Below are 17,129 nucleotides of genomic sequence, written 5' to 3'. Positions count from 1 at the left end.
AAAGGCCATGCTTGTTAAATCAAGCATGGCATTTATTTTACCGAGACCAGATCATCAGATCGTTAAAATGACGGCTGACGGCTAAATTTTCAATAACTCAACCAACTTCGCCACTTTATCTTTATCTAATTCGCCCATTTGTTCACTATTACTCAAAGCGTAAATAACACCTTCAACAGCGCTGTAATCGATGTCAGTTCTTGATTCTATAACATTAGCCCAAAGCTCAAGATCATCTAAATCGATTTCGCCAACAAGGCAACGTTTAAGTACATCAAGTACGCATTCGAGCGTTAATACATAACACGGGTTCGGCTCAGTCTCATTGGCTGAAATAATAATACCAATTGCTTGATCCTTATTTTGACCAAAGGTGACAAATTCAGCCAGCGCTTGTGCTCTATTCATAGTTGTTTATCTGTTACTCTAGTTACCAATAAAAACGAAAAGTATAACCAATGACTCAATTAGCCTGTTCACAATGCCATGCAGCACTGACTTGTAATGTCGAAAATATCAATGCATGTTGGTGTAATCAATTACCCGCTATTTTACCGCTTGATGACTCAACCACCAGCTGTTTATGCAAAGAATGTACATTGGCTAAAATTAATCAATTTTTAGCTACCTTGTATGAGCAACCTTTAAAAGAACAACTGACTTTTGCTAAACGCTTTAAGAGCAGTTCAAATCTGATCGAAAATCTTGATTACGAAATGCAAAACGGCTATATGGTATTCAGTCGTTGGTTTTTTTTAAAGCGTGGAAAGTGCTGTAAAAACAATTGTAAGAATTGCCCTTTTTCATAAGTTAATACGTAGCCCACCCCTTTCTTTCAAACATAAAATTTACAAGAAAAATATTTGAAAATATTTTTATTCAAAAAAAATAAAGAAAAACAACTTAAAAATGCATTTAGCTGAATAATATACTTATATAATTGAATATAAATTCCTGTACCAATTTCAACCATCTTGTTTATGTTTTTTTAACATGCTTTTCTATTTAGTAACAACAACCAGATAAACAAAACAGGATACTAAATGAAACAGTTCAAGCCGAGTATTATCGCTTGTGCAATAGCCGCTCAATTTTTTACTGCTCATCATGCTGTTGCAGCTGAGCAGCAGGTAACTGCTAATAAAGAAATCGAAACTATAGAAGTAACAGCAACCAGGCGCTCTGGTTCTATTCAAGATGCGCCGCTTAATATTACCGCCTTAGATGGTGATGTTATTTCTGATCAAAACATTGGTAACCTTGAAGACGTTGCTCGCTGGGTACCTGGTTTAACTATTTCTGATCAAGGTGGCCGAGAAGGTTCGCCGATTATTGTTCGAGGTTTAAATACTAACTCTTCAGATCGAGGCTCAGACGGCGGAACTGTGGCAACCTATGTTGGTGAAATTCCGTTAAATATAAGTTTACGCTTAACCGACATTGATCGTATGGAAGTACTTATTGGCCCACAAGGTACCCTATACGGTGCTGGTACTCTAGGTGGCGCGATTCGCTACTTACTTAAGCAACCTCAACTCGATATTACCGAGGGCAGTGTTTCTGGTGATATATTTTCAATCAATGAAAGTGATGATACCGGTGGTGAATTTGGTGCAGTCTTTAATACACCATTAATTGACGATGTATTAGCGGTTCGTGCTAGCCTTAATTATTACAATAAACCAGGTTATATCGATTACAAGTACGCAGTTCAAGAACCAGGTGTATCTAATCCAAATCCTGATTTTACAGATCAAAATGATATTGATAACAACTTACGTCGTGTGAATGATGCAAACGATGAGAAAATTACCACTGGACGCTTATCTGTTCGCTGGCAAGCAAATGAAAATGTTGATGCTACACTAAATTACTTTTATCAAAAGCAAGAACACGGTGGCAACTCAACAACACAATACAATACACTAGCTGATAGTAGTGCCTTAAAGGGAACTATTGGCCGTTATGAAAACGCAGCTCGCGTACTTGAGCCTGGTGAACAAGAAAATGATCTTTTGAGCCTTGAAATAAAGGCTGATTTAGGCTTTGCAGAGTTGGTATCTGCCTCTGGTTGGTCAAGCTATGAGCAGTCAGGGCAACGAGACCAAACTGACTTACTTTATGATATCTGGACTGGTTACGCTGATTTTCCTGCTTTTGTCGGTCAAACACTGGATACAGCTGATCGTGATAACTTTACTCAAGAACTGCGCTTAGTATCAAATTCAGATAACGCCCTAAATTGGATTGTAGGTGGTTATTACAATAAACAAGAGAATTTCTCAGACGACCGCGAATACACACCGGGTTTAACTGAGTTTTGGGGCGGCGGAATCCCTAACGTACAAGAAGACCTTGAGTATATCATAATCAGTGATTCTGAAATCACAGAACAAGCCATTTTTGGTGAAGTAGGTTACAGCCTAACTGATCAGTTTGATGTGACGCTTGGCGCACGTTTATACGAATATGACATCTCAACTAACTCTGGTTCAGCTACACCGCTATATTCTGGAGATTTTTCATCACTTGATCAACTTGAAATGGAAAATGTCAGCGCCAATGATAGCGGCAATTTATTTAAGTTTAATGCTAATTATAAATTTGAATCTGGCATGTTGGCCTACTTTACAGTTAGTGAAGGTTTTAGAATTGGTGGCGGTAACGGTATAGCCCCCTGCCCAGATGTGCTGCCAGAGCAACAAATCGTATGTGCACTACCAAATGAAGAATATTATGAGCCTGATACCACAGTTAACTATGAGCTTGGCTTTAAATCTAGTTGGTTTAAAAACAGCCTGCATTTTAATGCGGCATTATTTAATGTCGATTGGAAAGATGCGCAAGTGGGTAGTTCTACTGTCAATGGGCAAGAACTGATCACTGCAAATGCTGGCTCAGCCAACTCAAAAGGGGTGGAAATTTCGTCTCGCGCTATATTTGCTGATAACTGGACTGCTTATGCTACTTACGCTTACGCTAAAGCAGAACTAACAGAAGATGCACCTGATCTCTTTGGCATTAATAATGGCGCAGTAAATAGCGACCGATTACCAGGCGCTCCTGAACATCAATTCTCATTTGGCCTACGCTATGAGCAAGATGTAATGAACGACAAACTTTTAAGTGTTAACTATGGTATGACAGCACAAAGTGATGTGATTACTAAAGTTGGTCTTAGAGATGACGCTGAAACATTACCTGGTTACTCGCTTAGTAACTTGTCAGCAAGATTAACTGGTGACATGTGGTCGGCAACTATTTATGTTGATAACTTATTCGACAAATACGCGTTTACCTCTGTGCGCCGTGATAAATCATGGGCGGGTATGTCCCAAACTGGTGACAACAAGGCTTTACCTGAGTTGCAACGTGTGTACGCTCATTACACAACAACACCGCGCACGATAGGTATGAAGTTTACTTATAACTTTGAATTATAAACAACGAGTAAAAGCCTTGGTATTTTATCACCAAGGCTTATATCCTTTAGCTTATGCAACTAACATCAGTCCAAACTCAGCTTCAGCAGCAAATAGAACTTGCAATTACGCAAGGTAAATTTAATGATGCTCATCACTTACTAGTAAGCAAGTTAACAAAGGATCCTATTGATCACTTTAGTTACTTTTTGTTGGCACAAGTTAACCTAGCCGTTGGCGATAAAAACAAAGCACAAAAGCTACTAGAAAAAGCACTTAGTATTTCAGAGCAGCCAGCGTACTTTGCTCATTTAGCGAAAATAGCGGTACTGACTGGGCAACTAATTAACGCGCAGCAGTACATAAATAAAACACTAAATAGCGAATATGATGATGCTATTTATAATGACCTCATTGCTAACGTACTGACTCGGTTAGGGCATTATCAAGAGGCGCTCAATTGGCAAAAAAAAGCTTACCAGCTCGACTCATCAACTCCTCAAATAAGTTACAACTTAGCAATTGGCTATAAAGTCATGGGGGAGTTTGAAAAAGCCGGTAATTTATTAAAGCAATTAATAACGAAGCAACCTTTGTATTTTCAAGCACATTATTCACTGGCAGAGCTCAATAATACTGACTCAGCTACAACACATCTGGCACAACTTAAGAACTTAGTAAAAAACAAACTTTCAACGCAAGATAACCACTATGCACAACACGCCATCGCGCTTAATTATGAGCATAAAAATGAGTTTAAAAATGCATTAAACGCCTTTAACGCTAGCAAAAAAACAATAAACCAACTCGTAAAATACAACCCAGAAAAACATAGCCACTTTTGCCAACAATTAATCAGCTTGAGTCAGCAGTTCTCGACAGCACAGAACGACAATGCCTTTGCACCGATATTTATTGTAGGTATGCCGCGCTCAGGCACCACATTGATGGAAAAAATTATAACTCAGTCGGCGGCAGTTCAAGGCTTAGGTGAGCTCAACGACATTGCTCAACTTTGCCAAGGGAGCAATAAGCAGGTTTTAAATAGTGAGGTATTAGCCGCGGCCTACAATAGTAAAGAAACTATTAAGCAACTTAATAACTATCAACAACGTGTTAGCCAATTAGTAGCGCCGTCATTACGTATTTGCGATAAACAACCATTTAACTTTTATTATATTGATTTGATTTTAGCTGCTTTTCCGCAAGCTAAAATAATTTGTATGCAACGAGGGCAACAAGATAGTTGTATTGCAAATCTCCGCCAGCTTTATAATCCTGCGAGTGCTTTTCATCATTACAGTTATGATTTAAAAAATATAAACCGTTTTTACTACGACTACTGTAGCCTGATAAATCATTTCGCGAGCACTTATAAAGACAATGTCTTGATCATGCAATATGAAGAATTAGTCACTGAACCTGTTTGTAACACGCAAAGGGTATACGCTTTTTGTAATTTAGAGTGGCAAGCTGACTGCTTAGACTTTTACAAACAACAAAGCCCTTCGGCTACAGCCAGCAAAGTACAAGTGCGCCAACCATTAAATAACAAGGCAATTAACTATTGGCGCCATTATGATTTCGCAATTAATGCATTATAACTATGCGCGCCTAGGGCAAGGGCCTGTTTCGATAGGGAGCTCATCTCGTGCACCCCACTCACTCCAAGAGCCATCATAAACATGCAGGTTTTGATAGCCGCACTCGCTAGCAAATAACGCTAAAATACATGCTGTAACTCCAGAGCCACAACTAAATTGCAATGTGCTCTGGTTATCAATGACCTTATCAAATGCTGCTTGAATCTGCTCAATTGATTTAGCTTCTCCATCAGTAAGTAGTTCACTGTATGGCATAGCACAGCTATTTGGAATATGCCCACTGCGCATACCGGGTCTAGGCTCAGTCATTTCCCCCGTGTAACGCTTATAGCCTCGCGCATCAAGCAGTAATACATTATCGTCATCTATGCCATTAAACACCGCTGCAGCATCAATGAAGTAGTCGGCCCGAGGCTTAGCAGTAAAGTTCCCTTTGTGGTGGTTATGACTATATTCAACTTGAGTTAGGTAGCCCAAAGAATGCCATTTAGCTAAGCCACCACTGAGTACCTTAACATTATCAAATCCCATTGCTTTAAACATCCACCACCCGCGAGCAGAGCTAAACAAGCCTTGGTCTTCATATATGACAACCAGCGAGTCGTTATCTACTCCCATTGATTGCATTTGCTCAGCGAATTGCTGAGGACTACACATAGTATGCGACAAGCCACTGGATAATTCAGCGAGCTGCTTTTTAAAATCAAACCGCTGTGCGTTTGGGAGTTTAGCATTCGGTTGATATTGACCAGACTGTCCTGGGCGCACTATCCCCGCATCAAAGATAACGAGTTTTGAATCGTTTATGTGTTCTTTCAACCACTGGCATGTGACGATGTTGTTCATTGTGTTCCTTTACTTTATTTACCTGCTGTGAAAACGCATCAAGGCCGAGCAAACGTTTCTCAACAGCTTCAACATGATCTTTGGAGCAATCTTGCCACCTTCCATGAACACTGTAAACATGCTTTAAATAACTAAAAAACTTATCTTTTAAATGTGAATCTACTTGCCAACCATGCATTACTTGCAAAAGCGTATTACGCAGCGCGCTTTCATTCGGTGCATGTAATACCAAACCATCGATGTTATAACATGCCTGCCCAAGGGTGATAACACGCTGTCCAATTAACAACGCCTCAATACCAACGGTTGAATTTACTGTCACAACTGCTTGTGCATTTTCAATTAAGTCGGCCGTGACATTACCATTTGCAAATAGTGCTTGGGGGTGTTTTTTATATAAATGAGGATAATGTTTATGCCACGATGGATGCTCTTTAAAAACAACTTTTAATTGCGGATCATTCAATGAATCAACAGCATCCATTACATGATTATAAAGTGACTCCATCGATTCTATCCAAGGCGAATAGCTTGCTATTTGCGTATCATGAGGGACTTGAAATGGCACAAAAATATAACGTGCTGGCAGTTTGCTCTGTACAAACTTTTTACGCTTTTTATGGTTTGCTCTGGGCGTCAGCTCCGATGCATGAACATTGATATGTTCAGGAGGCTCAAAATTTTCATAAAACTCACGATCACGTTTGACTGACGACGCAAAGTTTACACCTTGAGGGTCTAAGCAACTCGTATTAGGTAACAACCCGTTCTCATAATAAAAAACATTTATGCCTAGCCTTTTAGCTGCCTTTACAACCGTTACATTAGGCAGTTTATTACCATTCCAAATCACTAAATGAGTCGGTTTTTGTTGTTCAAATAAGGCTAAGTATTTGGCATAACGGCAGCACTCAATAACATTCAAAAAAAAAGCATAAGGCATAGCAAGTATGCGACTGTTCCATATGCTATTTTTGGCTTGCTTACGTTTTATCTGGGTGGCGATAATATCGTCAAAAGAAGTATTAAGTGCTTGGGATATGTATTTTAAAGCGCTAAGCATTGGCTTGCCAAAGGTGTGCATGCTGGCACTAATGTTAAGCTGAGAAATTAGTTTTTTATAATAACGGGCGTGTACATTACGACGGGATACAAATAGAAAGTGCATAATGGGCTTATACCAATATTTATAGGTTTGATATAAATACTAAGCCGACTATATGACTTAACCATGACCAATTTATGGCAGTTTTATTCTACTGTTGCCTCCTTTGATTAATTTATTTTACTGTCATAAAACTGTATCATAGATTTTGTTCTGTGATGTGCGGAGTGTTTCCCTCTCACAGCTTGTCCATTTTCTATTTTCAGCCTTAAAGTGATGCTTCTCATGCCTAAACATTATTTATTTTACGTTGAACAAGCTTACAGCTTTGCAATATTGCGCCCTATCCAAGATGCAATTATAGAAAATGGTGATAAAGTCTGCTGGTATATTACAAAACGAAGTGGTATCACTGAAGGGTTATTACCTACAGAACAGCAACTGCATAGTGTTGAAGAAGTGAAACAGTTTAATCCTCGTGCCGTGTTTGTACCAGGTAATGTTGTTCCTGACTTTTTCCCTGGAGCCAAAGTACAAGTGTTTCATGGCTTAGAGTATAAAAAGAAAGGGCACTTTGGTATTCGTGGCTTTTTTGATTTGTACTGTACTCATGGTCCTCTGACAACCGAACCATTTAATTTACTAGCTCAGAAACATCATCACTTCAAAGTTACTGAAACCGGCTGGCCTAAATTAGACCCGTACTTTAACTATAATAAACCAAACAATTTAAAGCCTGTAATTTTATACGCGCCGACCTTTTCACCAAACCTAACATCTTTGGACGCTTTGTTTGCGCAAATCAAAACACTTGCAAATACAGGTGAGTACTTCGTTAAGTTAAAGTTTCATCCAAAAACAAAACCTGAATGGCAATTGCTTTACCAGCAATTAGAGAGCCTAGAACATTTCGAAATAAGCCAAAGCGATAATTTGATTCCGCTAATTCAGCAGGCTGATGTTGTTATTTCTGATACTTCTAGTGCAGTAGATGAATCATTACTCATTGGCAAACCCGTGGTGACCTTTAACAATAGTCAGCCACAAAACGCGTTGATTAACATCACTGAACCTGAACAATTAGACGATGCGATACACCAAGCGCTAAATTTAAGCGAACAGCAACAAAAAAACATTACCGATTATATTGCACAAGTTCATCCATACACTGATGGTAAAAGCGCACAACGCGTTTTAGCAGCAACCGAAGAAGTAATTAACGCCGGGCTATTACCTAAGCCGCTAAACCTACTGCGTAAGTATAAAATTCGTAAAGCACTTAACTATATGAAGTTATCATGATAACAGGCAGTGACTTTGCCTAATCCGAGTAATCATTTTTAAGTAGTCTGCACTAAATCCCTATATTAATCAGTGCATCACTAGTAGCTATACATTTTTCTCTAGGTAATCAACGATACGGCTGGTTGATAAGCCATCCGTCCTGCCCGCAAGCTGCTTTATTAAAGCGGCTTTGTTTTGTTTAAATGTATCACTCTCCAGAGTCGCTTGTTCAATTTTTTCCGCTAGCTGACTGTAATGTCTCGCAGGGTGACAAATTTGATTAAAATAATGAATATCATCATCTAATCGCTCTTTCAAACGAAACGAAAAAATCCCACGGTAGCTCCATCGCAATTTATAAAAATCACACCAGATAACAGGCTTTTCTAAGGCTGCAAATTCAAAGATTGCCGATGAGGCATCAGAAAGCATAATGTCCGAAATAGCTAAAAATGGGGTTAAGTCAAATTGATTTGTATCAGCAACAAATACATTTTTGCTTTGCTTCCAGCGTGCTAATTTAATGCGCTGCTTTTTATAGCGTGGCTTTGTTAAAGAAAAAAAATGCGGTTTAATAATAATGTTATAAGCAGAAAAATCATCTGCAAATTTATCGCTCATGCATTCAATTGAACTTGGGTAAAATGTCGGTGCATACAATAAAGTCGGCTTTTGAGGATCAAGGCCTAATGACGTCAACTGAATTTTTTCAACCGATTGATCAAATAGCGGGTCCAATTTAGCATACCCTGAATCAACAAAGTTGCCCTTTGGATAGAGTGCTTCGAGACGTTTTTTTCTGTGCTCCCCCTCAACAAAGCGCACTGTCATACCAGCATTAGACACATCGTAATAACATTGTTTAGGGCCAATACCATGCTGCATCATGGCGGTTTTTTTATTTAGCGCTTCACTTTGTGTAAATGCATTACCAAATATAATCCAATCAGCATGACTCGTTTGATAAAAATCAAACGCGTCACCCGTATTAGCCAACCATACCGCGTCGAGCTTGTTATCATTTATAAATTGCTCACAAATAGCGATAAGGTTAGAGTCTTGAGACTTATAAAAAACCAACACACACCGGTGGTCCTTATCTGTTAGTTTTTTTATAACAGGTAAATATTGCGGGATATAATAAAGATGCTGAACATCAAAATAAGCGAGCATAAATTACATTTCATTAACGATAACAAAGACCATTGTACATAAATCAATGCGCTTTTTCAGCCATAACGATGAAATATAGAAGCTATTTTTGATTAAATACGAATAATCTCTGGCCGAAGTGGAGCCATTTTAGCTAATATTTTATTCTGTATAGTATGACTTATATTTTGCTCATCCATGGCGCTTATTAATAAATCAACAACACGATTAAAATCAGCTTCTGTTATATTCATCCCTGTATGAATAGCAACCATACTATCGCCAGTATACTCACAAGGGCCATCAGTTAAAGCGCAAAAATGGTTTATAAAGCCGTCACGAAAGTGCGCTACATTTGCATCTCTAAAGTAGGCTAGTACTTTGTCATCATTACCAATTTGATTAATAAAACTATCGGTTAAACGCTCAATGCCTTCATGACCATTAAGTTGTTGATAAAGAGTTGTATTAGGAGCTGATTGACACGCAGTTAACAATAAGACGAATAAAACACATAAAGTTATTTTCATTACCAATACCCTGTTACTGATAGATACCAACCGGTTTGATCTTTCGCCCCAGCAATACTGCCTAGGTCAAGCCAAGCAGCTGTTACACTTACATATTTATTTGGCATCCAAGCTACAAATATATCCTGCCAATCTTGTTCACCTAACCCTAGGTTATTGGCCTTTTGACGATATTCTACGCCCAAAGCAATTTCGCGGCTAAGAAAAATAGCGGTGCTGCCTTCAAACAATAACTCTTTGCTCGCATTTTGACCACCAAAGCCAAGTAAACCAAGCTGGTTAGCATCACTGTAACGAGTAGTTAAATTCCAAAAGACGTTATACCCTGCCAAGGCACCTAAATGTAATTTGCTAGCAGCTAAGTAAATATCAGTTCCACTCGTTCCTTGCGCGCCCACAAGCGTGGCAACAGTCCCATCATCAAGTGACTTGTGTTGCACCCCTAGGCTTAACTGCGGCCATTGACTGTAAACTATATCACCATACAATCGTACCTTTGCTGCAGTAATCGATTGCTCTATGGTGGTGTCTAATGCTGGCACGTCAAAACGTTGCTGTGCATAACTTAATTCCACACGATCAAATACGTTTACTTGTGCGCCACAGACATCTAGAGAATAATCGCTGACATCTGCTCGACTGCAAAAACCATTTATAGCAAATTCATCTTCGCTGGCATAACCCGCAAGCTGTGCCCAAGGAACAAGCCCACCACCAGCACTTCCCTCTACTTGCGAGACACCTGGCGTACCCAATAACTTCCCTTGACCTGCAAAAGTATCAAGTGAATAAAATACAATAAGCAATGCGAAAAAAGTGTTATGCCAATTCATTATATTGCTCCAGCCATTGTTCAAATAAATCCGCTTTTAAAGGCCTACTTAAATAGTAGCCTTGAATGTGATCACACTTAAGATCTTGCAATATCTCTAAAGACTTTTGTGTTTCTACGCCTTCTGCAACAACTGAAAAACCCAGTTGATGTCCCAATGTAATAGTTGACCTTACTATGAATTGATCTTTTTCTGACTCATCTAGTTTTAGAATAAAACATTTATCTAATTTAAGCTCATCTATAGGGAGCATTTTTAAACGCCCGAGCGAGGTTTGACCAACTCCATAATCATCAAGCGATATTTTAACCCCTATCGTTTTGAGGTTGTTCAGCGCTTGAATACCTTTCTCTTCATTCTCGATCATATCCCTTTCTGTTAACTCAATTGTTATCAATGCAGGGGCTACAGAATAACTCTTTAATACTTTTAATAAATTAGCATGAAAGCCTGGGTAAGCAATATCTTGCGCGGATACATTAATTGCAGCTTGCATAAATATCCCCGCGTGTTGCCATTGACCCACCTGCTTTACAACAGTATCAATAACCCACTCGGTTAACTCTACAATCAAGCCTGATTGTTCAGCGAGGTCAATAAATAGCTCAGGGGACACCCAACTACCATTTTTTCTCTGCCAGCGAATCAAAGACTCCACTTTATCTACTTTTTGAGTCGCAAAGTTAAGTTTAGGCTGATAGGTCATAAAAAGCTGCCCATCATCATCAGCAATTGCTTGTTTTAATTCATCAATAATGAGTAAACTCTCTAGATGCTCTTCATCTTCACCTTCTCTATAATGGTGAATATTTTCATGCTCATTGGTCGCGCTATCAACGGCAATCAGTACGCGCCGCATCAAGTCATCAGGTGCAGTTCCTTGATCTGGATAGTTAACAACGCCGGCACTAAAGCGTAAATTGATTTTCAATTTTTGTAACATGTAAGGCGTTTCAAGTAACGCCATTAACCCTGATATGCCCCTTTTCAAATTTAGGCTTGAGGTCGTTGGAAAAACCGTTAAAAACTCATCTCCACCGATTCGGGCATGAAAGCCTCCTAACTCATCTGAAAATTCAGCAATACGACACGCTACAGCTTTTAAGCAATCATCACCAACCCGAGGCCCTAACTTGTCGTTAATATGACGAAGCCCTTTGATATCAATGGCTACTAACGTGTAATCTTGATTTTCAGCAAGAGACTCACTTAATACTTCAAGCATAGCTGAGCGATTATAGAAGCCTGTTAACGTATCATGCTTTGCCGCAAAGCTGATTTGCTGCTCGCGTTCATTGATATCATTACCCATGTTTTTAAACGCATCTATCAATGTCTTAATTTCTGTACTTTGCTTGTTACTCATTGAATCGACGCTGTAATTACCTTGCGCGAATTGTCGAGCTAAATTAGCTAATTGAGATAAAGGCATGGTGAGATTTTTGGCGAGTAAGCTACTGGCAACAACGCCAATTATAATGGTTAACGCTGCCAGTAAAATAATGGTAAAAAACAAGCGTTCAAACTCTGTGTAACTTTGTGTTAAATCAGCACTGAGTAAAACATTTACCGAATGCCCTTCCAATGATGCAAGGTGTAAGTCACGATTACGGTAAATAACTTGCTCTCCAAATATGCGAGAGGTTGTTGCTTGATAAAAGTAATCATTCGGAGAAAATGGTGAGGGTCTTGATAATAATGAGCTACGTACTAACCCGTCTTGTTCAGCAATAAAGCTTACGTCCATATTGGTTAGATTTTTTAACTCAGTTGCCACTTTATCGGTTATCTTAAACCCCACTAAGCTATACGCAATTGTTCGTGGGGCACGCACTGGCAGCAAAATCACTTGATATAAATCGTTATCAAGCACGACAAAATTAGATTGCTCTGCGTTAGCTAACAGCTCATTCATCATTTGTTCTAAATCATTACTAAACTCTTGGTCAGGCTTATTAGATGAAATTAAATTACCAGATAAATCAAGCAGTAGCATAAGTTCAGCATTAATTCGCTGACTATGGTTGTATAATACACTACCAATAGTATCCGCATCTCGCGTAGCGACGGCTTGCTTAAACCCAAAGTCAGACGTTAACACCTTGGCAGCCGTTAATAGTAGGCTTTCTTTTGCCGTTAAATATTGCTTATAAACATTCTCAGCCACATTAATATCTTGTGTGACTTTTTTCTCGTTAAATTGACTTGTTGACCACCAAAAACTGAATAAGCTCACCACTGTCGTAAGCAAGACAAGGCCAACGCAGACTATGATAACTCGGTTTTTTAAGCTATTAGTCATTATTAGCCTTAAACTTGTTACCAAATGTATTACGAGGTTTAGGTGATTGAGTAGGAATAACGACAGTCAAGCTGCCTACAGTGTCTTTTGATAACGTTAAAGATGCTTTTTCTTCCAAGGGAATTGTTTGTGTAGAGTGCCAAAGTGTAATCTGAGCAGGTAAGGTAACATCATCAAGTACAACACCCCCCTCACTATCACTTTGGTAAACGTATGCACTATTTGCAACGTAAATATACCCTACCATAGAGTCATGTATGTTACATCCAAGTACAACCACACCACTACTATCAAATTCAATAGGCTTATCTGGTTGCCCTGAGTACAGTTTTAGCTGAAACGGTTTTGCTTTAGAAAATGAATAAACATGGTGACGAATATTATCGCTATTAGGAAAGTTAACTTGCTGACCTTTACGAGCAATTAATAGTGTTGGAGCAAATCGCTTATCAACCTGATCCATTATAATTCTTGGTAACTTTTCAACACCAATATCGGGGCCTTGAACATTTAACTCAATGACTGCGTTCGGCAATGGCTGACCATGTTGGTCTGTAACATTCAATGTAATGCTTGCGGCAAAAGTAGCATAAGAAAAAAACAACATACTAAACATTGCTAAGCAATTAATGATAATTCCTTGCACGACCATTTTATTATCCTTTGTGTTTATAACCACATTAATTATTTTTTATCAGGATGTGATTAAGTTAATTGAACTATGACTTCAATTGCAAGAATAAAAGCCCAATCACACTAAATAATAGTTAATCATTGGGCTTTTAAAAGTCGTTTTATTAAATAATGATAATTAAGACTTAGAAATAAGCCCGTATTGCTCATCTAAGATTGCAATTACTTCACTTCTAGGGTCGAGCGGAATAGTAACTTCTTGACCTACAATTTTACTTGCGATACCTACATAGGTATCAGACACCGATAACATAACCGACTCTGGTAATACATAATCACGGGCTAACTGCTCGCGCTCTGCCATGCGATCTTTATTTAGAAGTACGTCACTTTCTGGCACATTGTTGATCAATAACTGGCGAAACCCTTCTTTTGAGTTTTCAATGATTTTACCATCTCGGTAAGCTGCTCCATCCCAAATGCGTGATGAATCAGGCGTACCCACTTCATCAATGTAAATAAGTTTATCAGTGCCATCAATATCTTCGACATAACCAAATTCAAACTTAGTATCAACAAAAATCTGATCCAATTTGGCAAGCTCAGCGCTGATCAGGCCAAATCCTTCAACGAGTAGTTTTTCGTATTGCGCGACATCCGCTTCAGACTTAAAGTTAAATACACCCAAATTATTAGTGATGTTGTCTCGGGTAATATTCACATCATCCACTTCTGGTATTTCATCAACACCTGTAATAATGCCTTTTGTAGAAGGTGTTATAAGCACATCATCTAATTTTTGGTTAGCTGTTAAGCCCTCTGGTAGTTCTAAACCACAAAAATTACGTACACCTTTGCTGTAATCACGCCACATACTGCCAGTGATGTACTGCCGTGCAATGGCTTCAACTTTAACCGTACTCGCTTTACGAACGATCCATACATAAGGGTGTGGTATATCAACAATATGATTCCCAGCAAGACCCGCCTGATCAAACAGTTTAAACCAGTGAGATGCCACCGTGTTTAGCGCAATACCTTTTCCTGGCACACCATTTAAACCGTTTTCACCTTGCCAAATACAGTCAAACGCAGAGATACGATCTGAAATGACCATGATTGCTAATTCAGTACCTTTTGGAACTTGGTAACCTTTCTCACTTATTAGGCGCGCACTATCTTCGTCAGTTAACCAATACACTGAACGTACTTTACCACTGTGAACAGAACCTTTGGTACGTATTGGCAAATCATCGTTTACGTCTAAAACTTTATAGCTAGTCATGCTATCTCCGGATGTATGGCATGCCCATAATGAGCACAAATGTAGATTGGGGTTGTTATGGTGCTAATAATAATCGAGACGGCGTTAAATCACAATTAAAGGACTTTGTTGTTTAACGTGTTTTGTTTTCATTTTTGTCACTGCGTTATAGTATAACAGCAAATAAATCTTAACTCGCTGCATATGATCAATATACAAAGACTTAGTTTTAAATGGCACACACAACAAACCATTCCCACACTGACTATTCCCTCGTTAGTCATTGAGCAGGGTGAGCATGTATTTTTGCATGGCCCGAGTGGGTGTGGTAAATCAACGTTACTTTCGCTTTTAGCTGGCATTAATAAGCCAAGTTCAGGATCACTCAGTGTGCTAAATACAAACTTAGCGCAATTAAGCAATCGTAAGCGCGATGCGTTTCGCTCTGATCATATAGGATATATTTTTCAAAACTTTAATTTACTCCCATATCTGTCGCCGCTAGAAAACGTGATGTTAGGATGTCAATTTTCAAAGTCTCGCCAACAAAAAGCATTGCAACAAAGCAGTTCTTTGGAACAAGAAGCTTCACGACTGTTAAATGCCCTTGGTTTAGCAACCGAACACCACCAGCAAAGCGTGGCAAATCTAAGTATTGGTCAACAACAACGTGTTGCTGCAGCAAGGGCTTTTATTGGAAGCCCAGAGTTAATTATTGCCGATGAGCCAACATCAGCACTGGATGCAAATAACCGAAGTGCATTCATCGAGCTGTTATTTGCCCAAGCCAATATCGCATGCAGTACCTTAGTATTTGTCAGTCATGATGAAAGCCTGCAAACACTGTTTAATCGTTCAATTAGCTTAATGGATATCACGGAGCAAGCAGTATGATATTAATAAAGCTTGCCTATAAAAGCTTACTAAACCGCCGTGGCAGTGCATTTTTAACCCTGTTTACCATTGCTATCAGTGTTATGCTGCTACTGAGTATTGAGCGTGTTCGTGTTGATGCTAAAAGCAGTTTTAGTAATACCATCTCTGGCACTGATTTAATTGTTGGTGCACGTACTGGTGATATTCAATTATTACTGTCCTCAGTGTTTCGCATTGGCCATACCAACAATGGCGTCAGTTGGGATAGCTATCAATACATAAAACAGCAACGTGGCGTTGCATGGACAATTCCACTTTCTCTGGGTGATAGCCATAAAGGCCATGCAGTTTTAGGAACTAACACGGACTACTTTAGTCATTACAAGTACGGAAAAAAGCAAACGCTAGCGTTTAGTGAAGGCACTGCATTTAGCCATTTAAACGAAGTGGTAATAGGCAGTGAAATTGCTATATCTCTTGGCTATGCGCTGGGCGATGAAATTATAATTTCCCACGGAATGGGCAACACCAGCTTTCACCATCATGATGACAACCCTTTTAAAGTTGTAGGTATTTTAAAAGCCACCGGGACACCTGTTGATAAGACTTTGCATATCCCACTTGCTGCTATCGAATTAATACACGGCGGTGGTCATTCAAAACACGACCATGACCATGACCATGACCATGACCAGCATGAAAACCTAACCGGAGAACCAAAGCAAATTACTGCTTTTTTAATGGGATTTGATTCACCTTTGTACACCTTACAAGTGCGTCGCAACATTAACCAATATAAACCAGAGGCACTACTGGCTATTATGCCTGGCGTGACTTTACGTGAACTGTGGGAAATGCTCTCAATAGTTGAGAAAATCCTATTGCTGTTTTCATCAATTGTGGTGTTGGTAAGCTTACTCGGTATGTTAACAACCTTGCTAGCAAGTCTCAGTCAACGCCGCAGAGAATTAGCAATTCTACGCTCAGTTGGTGCCAGACCTTGGCATTTATTCTCTCTGATTAGTATTGAGTCACTGCTTATCACCTTGCTTGGGTGCATACTTGGCTGTGGTTTATTTTATGGTTTGATGAGCGTTGCAGCAGGCTTTTTACAGAGTCATGCTGGTATCTCTATCACTATTGCTATGCTCTCAGACTATGAACTAGGCTTGATCAGCGTTATTATGGCGGCAGGCTTTCTCGTGGGGCTTATTCCCGCGACACGTGCATATTTTTACTCACTAGCCGATGGCATGAGCATTAAAATTTAAGAGGAAC

At 39.2% G+C, this 17,129-nt stretch carries 15 protein-coding genes; 6 read left to right on the top strand and 9 right to left on the bottom strand.

All coding sequences use genetic code 11. From position 1 onward, the window contains the following. Positions 1–81 precede the first annotated feature (81 nt). Positions 82–408 (bottom strand): hypothetical protein, encoded by a 327-nt coding sequence (locus ACHUE3_RS11545; RefSeq protein WP_394192571.1) that lies wholly within the window; start codon positions 406–408, stop codon positions 82–84. A gap of 50 nt (positions 409–458) precedes the next feature. Between ACHUE3_RS11545 and ACHUE3_RS11540 the strand changes: the two genes are divergently transcribed. The 3 genes from ACHUE3_RS11540 to ACHUE3_RS11530 all read left to right on the top strand — a co-directional run bounded on the left by ACHUE3_RS11540 (position 459) and on the right by ACHUE3_RS11530 (position 5,026). Beyond that, a complete protein-coding gene (locus ACHUE3_RS11540; protein WP_394192570.1) occupies positions 459–809 on the top strand; it encodes a DUF5522 domain-containing protein in 351 nt (116 codons plus the stop codon). A 234-nt stretch (positions 810–1,043) separates the two neighbouring features. After that, the gene (locus ACHUE3_RS11535) at positions 1,044–3,443 is read left to right on the top strand and encodes a TonB-dependent receptor (RefSeq protein ID WP_394192569.1); all 2,400 of its coding nucleotides are present in this window, start codon (positions 1,044–1,046) and stop codon (positions 3,441–3,443) included. 53 nt (positions 3,444–3,496) lie between these two features. Beyond that, positions 3,497–5,026 (top strand): tetratricopeptide repeat-containing sulfotransferase family protein, encoded by a 1,530-nt coding sequence (locus ACHUE3_RS11530; RefSeq protein ID WP_394192568.1) that lies wholly within the window; start codon positions 3,497–3,499, stop codon positions 5,024–5,026. Here ACHUE3_RS11530 and ACHUE3_RS11525 read toward each other — a convergent pair whose 3' ends face one another. Beyond that, a complete protein-coding gene (locus ACHUE3_RS11525; RefSeq protein WP_394192567.1) occupies positions 5,027–5,872 on the bottom strand; it encodes a sulfurtransferase in 846 nt (281 codons plus the stop codon). Then, entirely contained in the window at positions 5,805–7,040 is a 1,236-nt protein-coding gene (locus tag ACHUE3_RS11520) for a capsular polysaccharide export protein, LipB/KpsS family (protein ID WP_394192566.1), read from the bottom strand. Before ACHUE3_RS11520 ends, ACHUE3_RS11525 begins: the two co-directional genes overlap by 68 nt. 222 nt (positions 7,041–7,262) lie before the next feature. Here ACHUE3_RS11520 and ACHUE3_RS11515 point away from each other — a divergent pair, with 222 nt between their 5' ends. Next, on the top strand, positions 7,263–8,279 hold the full coding sequence (locus ACHUE3_RS11515) for a CDP-glycerol glycerophosphotransferase family protein (RefSeq protein ID WP_394192565.1): 1,017 nt from the start codon (positions 7,263–7,265) through the stop codon (positions 8,277–8,279). Positions 8,280–8,366: 87 nt separating this feature from the next. On the opposite strand, the gene ACHUE3_RS11510 is transcribed toward ACHUE3_RS11515, so the two are convergent. From ACHUE3_RS11510 to ACHUE3_RS11485, 6 genes are all read right to left on the bottom strand, one after another. Continuing rightward, positions 8,367–9,434, bottom strand: a complete 1,068-nt coding sequence (locus ACHUE3_RS11510) for a CDP-glycerol glycerophosphotransferase family protein (protein WP_394192564.1) — start codon at positions 9,432–9,434, stop codon at positions 8,367–8,369. A 92-nt stretch (positions 9,435–9,526) separates the two neighbouring features. Beyond that, positions 9,527–9,943: a group I truncated hemoglobin gene (locus ACHUE3_RS11505; RefSeq protein WP_394192563.1), complete on the bottom strand. Its 417-nt coding sequence runs from the start codon at positions 9,941–9,943 to the stop codon at positions 9,527–9,529. Next, the gene (locus tag ACHUE3_RS11500) at positions 9,943–10,776 is read right to left on the bottom strand and encodes a DUF3034 family protein (protein ID WP_394192562.1); all 834 of its coding nucleotides are present in this window, start codon (positions 10,774–10,776) and stop codon (positions 9,943–9,945) included. The genes ACHUE3_RS11505 and ACHUE3_RS11500 overlap by 1 nt, the downstream gene beginning before the upstream one ends. Beyond that, positions 10,763–13,078 carry a bifunctional diguanylate cyclase/phosphodiesterase gene (locus tag ACHUE3_RS11495; protein ID WP_394192561.1) on the bottom strand — a complete coding sequence of 772 codons (2,316 nt, stop codon included), beginning with the start codon at positions 13,076–13,078 and terminating at the stop codon, positions 10,763–10,765. The genes ACHUE3_RS11500 and ACHUE3_RS11495 overlap by 14 nt, the downstream gene beginning before the upstream one ends. Further along, positions 13,071–13,730 carry a methylamine utilization protein gene (locus ACHUE3_RS11490; RefSeq protein WP_394192560.1) on the bottom strand — a complete coding sequence of 220 codons (660 nt, stop codon included), beginning with the start codon at positions 13,728–13,730 and terminating at the stop codon, positions 13,071–13,073. Before ACHUE3_RS11490 ends, ACHUE3_RS11495 begins: the two co-directional genes overlap by 8 nt. Positions 13,731–13,889: 159 nt before the next feature. Beyond that, entirely contained in the window at positions 13,890–14,996 is a 1,107-nt protein-coding gene (locus ACHUE3_RS11485) for a phosphoribosylaminoimidazolesuccinocarboxamide synthase (protein ID WP_394192559.1), read from the bottom strand. 183 nt (positions 14,997–15,179) lie between these two features. On the opposite strand from ACHUE3_RS11485, the gene ACHUE3_RS11480 reads away from it, so the two are divergent. Both ACHUE3_RS11480 and ACHUE3_RS11475 read left to right on the top strand, forming a co-directional pair. Continuing rightward, complete coding sequence (locus ACHUE3_RS11480) at positions 15,180–15,869, top strand: ABC transporter ATP-binding protein (protein WP_394192558.1); 690 nt, start codon at positions 15,180–15,182, stop codon at positions 15,867–15,869. Continuing rightward, positions 15,866–17,122 carry an ABC transporter permease gene (locus tag ACHUE3_RS11475; protein ID WP_394192557.1) on the top strand — a complete coding sequence of 419 codons (1,257 nt, stop codon included), beginning with the start codon at positions 15,866–15,868 and terminating at the stop codon, positions 17,120–17,122. Before ACHUE3_RS11480 ends, ACHUE3_RS11475 begins: the two co-directional genes overlap by 4 nt. Positions 17,123–17,129: the final 7 nt, after the last annotated feature.

This window comes from Pseudoalteromonas atlantica (genome assembly GCF_043641955.1).
GTDB classification, from domain to species: Bacteria; Pseudomonadota; Gammaproteobacteria; order Enterobacterales; family Alteromonadaceae; genus Pseudoalteromonas; species Pseudoalteromonas atlantica_A.
The sequence above is the reverse complement of the archived record's forward strand: the minus strand, read 5'-3'. Positions and strand labels throughout refer to the sequence as shown.

Excerpts from the sequence above, each read along its gene's own strand:
- ACHUE3_RS11505 (WP_394192563.1), bottom strand. The coding sequence starts at position 9,943 with ATGAAAATAACTTTATGTGTTTTATTCGTCTTATTGTTAACTGCGTGT.
- ACHUE3_RS11495 (WP_394192561.1), bottom strand. The coding sequence starts at position 13,078 with ATGACTAATAGCTTAAAAAACCGAGTTATCATAGTCTGCGTTGGCCTT.
- ACHUE3_RS11520 (WP_394192566.1), bottom strand. The coding sequence starts at position 7,040 with ATGCACTTTCTATTTGTATCCCGTCGTAATGTACACGCCCGTTATTAT.
- ACHUE3_RS11515 (WP_394192565.1), top strand. The coding sequence starts at position 7,263 with ATGCCTAAACATTATTTATTTTACGTTGAACAAGCTTACAGCTTTGCA.
- ACHUE3_RS11530 (WP_394192568.1), top strand. The coding sequence starts at position 3,497 with ATGCAACTAACATCAGTCCAAACTCAGCTTCAGCAGCAAATAGAACTT.
- ACHUE3_RS11510 (WP_394192564.1), bottom strand. The coding sequence starts at position 9,434 with ATGCTCGCTTATTTTGATGTTCAGCATCTTTATTATATCCCGCAATAT.
- ACHUE3_RS11535 (WP_394192569.1), top strand. The coding sequence starts at position 1,044 with ATGAAACAGTTCAAGCCGAGTATTATCGCTTGTGCAATAGCCGCTCAA.
- ACHUE3_RS11525 (WP_394192567.1), bottom strand. The coding sequence starts at position 5,872 with ATGAACAACATCGTCACATGCCAGTGGTTGAAAGAACACATAAACGAT.
- ACHUE3_RS11490 (WP_394192560.1), bottom strand. The coding sequence starts at position 13,730 with ATGGTCGTGCAAGGAATTATCATTAATTGCTTAGCAATGTTTAGTATG.
- ACHUE3_RS11545 (WP_394192571.1), bottom strand. The coding sequence starts at position 408 with ATGAATAGAGCACAAGCGCTGGCTGAATTTGTCACCTTTGGTCAAAAT.
- ACHUE3_RS11475 (WP_394192557.1), top strand. The coding sequence starts at position 15,866 with ATGATATTAATAAAGCTTGCCTATAAAAGCTTACTAAACCGCCGTGGC.
- ACHUE3_RS11480 (WP_394192558.1), top strand. The coding sequence starts at position 15,180 with ATGATCAATATACAAAGACTTAGTTTTAAATGGCACACACAACAAACC.
- ACHUE3_RS11500 (WP_394192562.1), bottom strand. The coding sequence starts at position 10,776 with ATGAATTGGCATAACACTTTTTTCGCATTGCTTATTGTATTTTATTCA.
- ACHUE3_RS11485 (WP_394192559.1), bottom strand. The coding sequence starts at position 14,996 with ATGACTAGCTATAAAGTTTTAGACGTAAACGATGATTTGCCAATACGT.
- ACHUE3_RS11540 (WP_394192570.1), top strand. The coding sequence starts at position 459 with ATGACTCAATTAGCCTGTTCACAATGCCATGCAGCACTGACTTGTAAT.